This window comes from aff. Roholtiella sp. LEGE 12411, assembly GCF_015206995.1.
Taxonomy (GTDB): Bacteria; Cyanobacteriota; Cyanobacteriia; order Cyanobacteriales; family Nostocaceae; genus Komarekiella.
Genome location: NZ_JADEXR010000250.1, coordinates 1 through 5,227, shown reverse-complemented (window position 1 = coordinate 5,227; position 5,227 = coordinate 1). Strand labels below are relative to the sequence as shown.

Below are 5,227 nucleotides of genomic sequence, written 5' to 3'. Positions count from 1 at the left end.
TAAAGTGTTTGGGTGCAGTCCAAGCCTTTTAACTGCTTCTCGTAGTGGTACATAAGCCATACCACTATCTTAGCATTTGTGAGTATATATAATCTATTGTTAGCAAATATTTAGCTATTCGCTAACCCTAGCCCATCCCTGTGCTTCCATGAGCTGATTTGTTATAACAAGCCCTCTAACTCAGCAAATTTCCGCAAGCGTGGTAGACACTGACGCTGATAAAAACTGCTTAATGTCGGAATTGACAGTTTAAATTCCTCAGATAATTCTTTCCAGCCAACTTCCGGTGGTAGGCGTTTAAGAATTAACACCTGACAATTTACCTCCGGACGCCCTTTAATGTGAGTACGGCGCAGTTCTCCATCCGCATCTGTCGTAGCCCATATCTCCAAGTTTTCCAAAATGGGAGGTGCTTGGGGGGTTGCAGGTAGATTATCTACAGGGTCAATGATTTCACTGCTTTCACCCGACTTAGACTGGTGGAGCCGAAGCGGGACAGTTGTGGTTTGTTCCCGGTATTGGTTGAGATAAAAGTCTTGTAATCTACGTTTGAGGTAAGCATTCAGCCAGGTGACAACACTACCATAAGTGGGGTCATATATTTGACCTGTCAACCCTTCACAAACGTTGCGGCAGAAATACAACCAAGTTTGTTGTAGTGCGTCTTGATAATAAGGGGTACTTTCCCTCCAGAGTCTAGGTGCTGTCAAGCGAATAATTTGCGTGAGCAGCTTCTGACGCTGAGGGCTTCCGAGTGGGTTTCCACAGGCTTGGGCAACTAAGCAGCGTAGCTGTTCATCGGATTCAACCATAGCAATCTTGGCAAAGAAAGCAAGAATATCATTAGTATTGCGTATAACAATGCTCTAAAAAATTACCCTTTGTCGCAATACTATATTTTTTTTTACTTTTCCTAATAAAAAATAACTCCAGACAGGTGCGATCGCCACTCCACTCAATTAGCTAGTTTTTGTATTTTATATACTACAACATGAAATGCGAAATTTGGGTTATAAATCAATTATTTTTACTTTTAGTGCGATCGCAACAAGCGGTAGTAGCAGGCGACCCACAACAAATAGAGCCAATCGTTAACCTTTGCTACGATACCATCAAGCAATCTCTGAAAACCGCCTTTCTGAATATGGGCATGAAGAATGAAGACTACTATCCCTATGCCCCCACTGCAAAGAAAGTGAAGCAATGACGCAAATATATGTTATTCACAGGACTTACGCAAGTGTCACAAAAATCTCAATTTTTTGTTTGTAGTGAGGACTTTAGTCCTTACTACGAACTTAAAATAATATGCCAGTTGCGTAAGTCCTGATTTATTTAACATAATTAATACAACATTTACTTAAGAGTAATGATTTTGCTGTTTAACGCTCTTTCATCACTCTCATGAGAGGATAATAGGGTAAAGTGTCGTAAACTCTTTGCTGGGCTATGTTTAGGGGAAGAGAGCCTGCGGAAACTATTACTCGTTGATGCCAAATCTAATAGCTTAGAAAGAAAATTCGAGGCTTAACTGTAATGGTGACTGTCGGTTTTCATGGCTATTTGTATCTATTTTTGAATTACGCCTAATTTCGTAGTTGGCAATGAATAATTCTTTACCTTTAGCAGCACTATCTTGTTTGTAATTATTCATCCCGTATTGCAATTCCCACTCTCGAACCTGTGCTGATTTAAAATTTTCTCTAATGCAAGGAGAATCATCATAGGTTATTAACCAGTTTTGTGGACAATTTGTCACTAACGAAGCAAACCTCTGATGGTTAAAAGAGGTGTGTAAGTCACCATTTTTACCATATAACTTAGATTTCGTTGCTGCAAAATAAGGTGGATCTAAAAATATAAATATATCCTTCCCTTCTCGAACAGTTTTGTGTAGGGAAACCCCAACATACAAGCTTTCCGCTTCTGAGTGTAATAGTTCGCTGTAATCTAAATTAGTAATTCTTACATCTGCTGTTAATATTTTTTCTAATTTTTCGAGACGGTCTATAGATGAGTAAGTAAACCGTTTATGAAAAGCTTGCTCGGAAAATCCCCCAGACTCTACAGTTCCAGAAAAAGTAATTCTATTGAGGACAAAAAAGCGAACTGCCCTGTCAAAGTCAGATAATTGGTTGACATCTACATTAGTCAACTCCTCAAATAGTAATTTACCATTGGTATATTTATCTTTAATACTGCGTATTTCTTCTACAAGTTTTGGTAGGTGGGATTGAGAATATTTCCAAAATAAAAATAACTCGCGATTTAAATCGTTAATCCAAATTTTAATGTCAGGAAATTTTTGTTTTAAGTATATAAATACGGAACCACCACCCACAAAAGGTTCTCTAAACTCAGAAAAATTATCTGGTAAATATTCGACTATTTGGTTAATGGCTTTTGACTTGCCACCTGGGTAACGTAGTGGACTCTTTATCATAATTACCGCCACAACTCATGTACTCAATTTTGAAATAATAAATATATATTATAATATTCTCTCGCTAATTACTTGCTACTTCTATTTTCAGTTTTGGATTATGTTCGGCTTCTAAGGCTAGTTTTATAATTATTTCTTTTTGATTGCCCTTAAATATTCTTGAATTAGCGGCTAAAAAGGATTGTAGCTCTGATGATGAGGCATCTGGAAATATAATAGACCCTATCACATTTTTACCAGTTAATTTTAACTTGCTTATAAAGGATACCGCTTGCCCGTTAAGGTTTAAGGAATCCAGATTAGAAAATAATATTAATTTGAATAACCCATCTTGAATATCGGGTAATTTTGGTAAAGATTCTTTATAAGTGTTTTTGGACTCTTGGATGATATAGGTATCATTTTCATGGAATATTTCATCTGGTGTTAAATAGTAAATTCCTCCTAGATAATTTTCAATACTAAAAGTAGCTTTTAACCCATCAACCAAATATTCTAGCTTATGGGATGTAAGAGCTTCCCTTTTGCTAGCGCTTTGAGAACCTTTAAGAGAAATATTTTTAAACTCCTCGAACTCCTCTAGAATTTTTTGTAAATAGTTATCCATCCCTTGTCGAGAGTGAATCGATACCCCAGTTGTTCTGGAAATTGAGTCATAACAATCGAGAGCTTTTTCAAAAATTTCTACAAATCTTTCTTCAAATAGGTTCTTATTCCAATGAAGCGCACTTTGGCGGTATGCAAAAATTTCATCAATTTGAGATTTGACAAATTCGCTATTAAATTGTTGATTGGTTAACTTCTGCTTATTACCTTGCCCTCTTTTTGTGCTTTTATTAGCCGTTTCGTAATAAGCAAGTACGATGTAAATATTAAGTAAATTCATCCATGAGATGGTTGAATACTGAATTCTATCTCTATCACCATCACTTCCTTCATCCTTAATCACTGGAATAATTGTTATCACTTTAGAACAATTATATGTATTATACATTCTGGCAAAAGGATAGCTTCTAGTTCTTTTAGGCGATACCCATTGTGAATAAGCCATTTCAGTATTGGGGGATTTAATTAATCCAAATGTATTTGCTTTATTTACATCAAAATTATCGAAATTAATCTCTTTTAATTCCTGGGTTAAGTAAGTTCTGTAACTGACTTCCCTGATAAATCCTGTGAAATGTAGAACTTCTGTCATTTTTACGAAATAGATTTTTCGCTTTAAAATTCGCAGATCAAACTTTAAATGGTTTGGTTTTCATAAACCTTGAACCTATCCCACTAATAAGTTTTTTGCTAAAAAGCTTAAACATTCTAAAAGCTAAAAACGAAAAATCAAGCTTTTTCGGCAGATTTTACTAAAACAAGTAAGCATTTGAGAAGAGTGGAATATGTTACAATACGGTTCAGTTAAGGTCAGTAATTGACATTATTCTCAATATTTAAACCTAAGAATAAGTCTTTCAGCATTAGAAAAATTGGGATTTTTCGTTAACTGAACCGTATTGGAATATGTTAGGTCTGAGTTTAGAATAAACCAGGATTTATCAAAAAGCAGCTTGCAGGTAACTCTATTTCAAGTTCCAGAACAAGATCCTCAAAGCGAAGATGCAGCTAGCTCCCCTGTTCCCGATTTTTTACCGTATTCTCCAACCGGCATTTCCCAACTGCCTTTGGGGTGGCGATCGCAATTCCAAAATGATCGCACTGACGTTTGATGATGGCCCCCATCCTCAATACACGCCCCATGTATTGGAAATTTTAGACCGTTACAACATTAAAGCCAGTTTTTTTTGGTTGGGTGCTTGCGTTAATCGTTCACCAGCGATCGCCAAAACAGTCAGCGATCGCGGACACTGGATCGGATTGCATGGTTATGATCATCGCTCTTTTCCTATGCTCTCTCCAGTTGACCTTAAGGATAGTTTAGAAAAAACCCAAGTTGCAATCTACAACGCCTGCAACCTACAACCTCAACAAGTGCGTGATGTCCGTCCCCCCAACGGTTTATTTACACCCGCAACTTTAAACCTATTTTTTCAGTGGAATTACCGCCCCGTTATGTGGAGTATTGTACCAGAAGACTGGGTAAGACCAGGCGTTACCACTGTAGTGCAGCGAGTTATAGAGCAGGTCAAAAACGGTTCATTAATTGTCTTGCATGATGGTGCTTGCGGTGGACAAGATGTTGCAGCCACAATCAAAATCCTCATTCCTCAACTGCTACGACAAGGATATGAATTTGTGACTGTTGATACTCTATGGCAGCAAGTTACAACTAATCATCTCTGGTAAGCTGTTACGCAAATAAACTTGTATATTTGATCTATACGAATTACGAATTACGTTAGCGCAGCGTTAGCGACGCAGGAGCGTCATTACGAATTATTCCAGGAGTCTAAATCAGGGGGTAATTGATAAACAGGATAGCGATATTCTGCTGTAGGAAAACGACTAGCTGCATAAAGTGGTTCATAATAAGCAGTGAATAAGACCTTACCTTTAGTATCTTGTCCGACTGATTGGTACAAGATAAACTCTCGTTCTATAGCTTTATGTAATTCGATTGCAGAATTATTTTTTAATAGTAATTGGCGAAATCTTTTCAAACTATTTAACACGCGATCGCGTGTAATTTCAGTCACTTGATATCTTTGATATAGCGGTTATCAGTCTTCTGAAGTACAGTAGCAGCAGTGAGTAAACCAACCGAGTAAATTCTCTATCGTCACTTCTGCGAATGCCGCATCTAATGCCTGGAGTAAATCAGGGTATGTCCTTGCA

At 37.2% G+C, this 5,227-nt stretch carries 5 protein-coding genes and 1 pseudogene; 2 read left to right on the top strand and 4 right to left on the bottom strand.

The window, feature by feature from the left end; genetic code table 11:
- Window positions 1–161 precede the first annotated feature (161 nt).
- Window positions 162–812 carry a sigma-70 family RNA polymerase sigma factor gene (locus IQ246_RS28740; RefSeq protein ID WP_194006692.1) on the bottom strand — a complete coding sequence of 217 codons (651 nt, stop codon included), beginning with the start codon at window positions 810–812 and terminating at the stop codon, window positions 162–164.
- A 179-nt stretch (window positions 813–991) separates the two neighbouring features.
- Here IQ246_RS28740 and IQ246_RS28735 point away from each other — a divergent pair, with 179 nt between their 5' ends.
- On the top strand, window positions 992–1,207 hold the full coding sequence (locus IQ246_RS28735) for a hypothetical protein (protein ID WP_194006691.1): 216 nt from the start codon (window positions 992–994) through the stop codon (window positions 1,205–1,207).
- Window positions 1,208–1,507: 300 nt separating this feature from the next.
- On the opposite strand, the gene IQ246_RS28730 is transcribed toward IQ246_RS28735, so the two are convergent.
- Complete coding sequence (locus IQ246_RS28730; protein ID WP_194006690.1) at window positions 1,508–2,443, bottom strand: DNA adenine methylase; 936 nt, start codon at window positions 2,441–2,443, stop codon at window positions 1,508–1,510.
- Window positions 2,444–2,507: 64 nt separating this feature from the next.
- Window positions 2,508–3,641 (bottom strand): hypothetical protein, encoded by a 1,134-nt coding sequence (locus IQ246_RS28725; protein ID WP_194006689.1) that lies wholly within the window; start codon window positions 3,639–3,641, stop codon window positions 2,508–2,510.
- A 410-nt stretch (window positions 3,642–4,051) separates the two neighbouring features.
- On the opposite strand from IQ246_RS28725, the gene IQ246_RS28720 reads away from it, so the two are divergent.
- Window positions 4,052–4,738, top strand: a complete 687-nt coding sequence (locus IQ246_RS28720; RefSeq protein WP_194006688.1) for a polysaccharide deacetylase family protein — start codon at window positions 4,052–4,054, stop codon at window positions 4,736–4,738.
- A gap of 95 nt (window positions 4,739–4,833) precedes the next feature.
- Here IQ246_RS28720 and IQ246_RS28715 read toward each other — a convergent pair.
- Window positions 4,834–5,103 (bottom strand): annotated as a pseudogene (locus IQ246_RS28715) (MltA domain-containing protein); the annotation flags it as partial.
- Window positions 5,104–5,227: the final 124 nt, after the last annotated feature.

Bases quoted from the DNA above. Each gene is read 5' to 3' on its own strand.
- IQ246_RS28740 (WP_194006692.1), bottom strand. From the start codon at position 812: ATGGTTGAATCCGATGAACAGCTACGCTGCTTAGTTGCCCAAGCCTGT.
- IQ246_RS28735 (WP_194006691.1), top strand. From the start codon at position 992: ATGAAATGCGAAATTTGGGTTATAAATCAATTATTTTTACTTTTAGTG.
- IQ246_RS28730 (WP_194006690.1), bottom strand. From the start codon at position 2,443: ATGATAAAGAGTCCACTACGTTACCCAGGTGGCAAGTCAAAAGCCATT.
- IQ246_RS28725 (WP_194006689.1), bottom strand. From the start codon at position 3,641: ATGACAGAAGTTCTACATTTCACAGGATTTATCAGGGAAGTCAGTTAC.
- IQ246_RS28720 (WP_194006688.1), top strand. From the start codon at position 4,052: ATGCAGCTAGCTCCCCTGTTCCCGATTTTTTACCGTATTCTCCAACCG.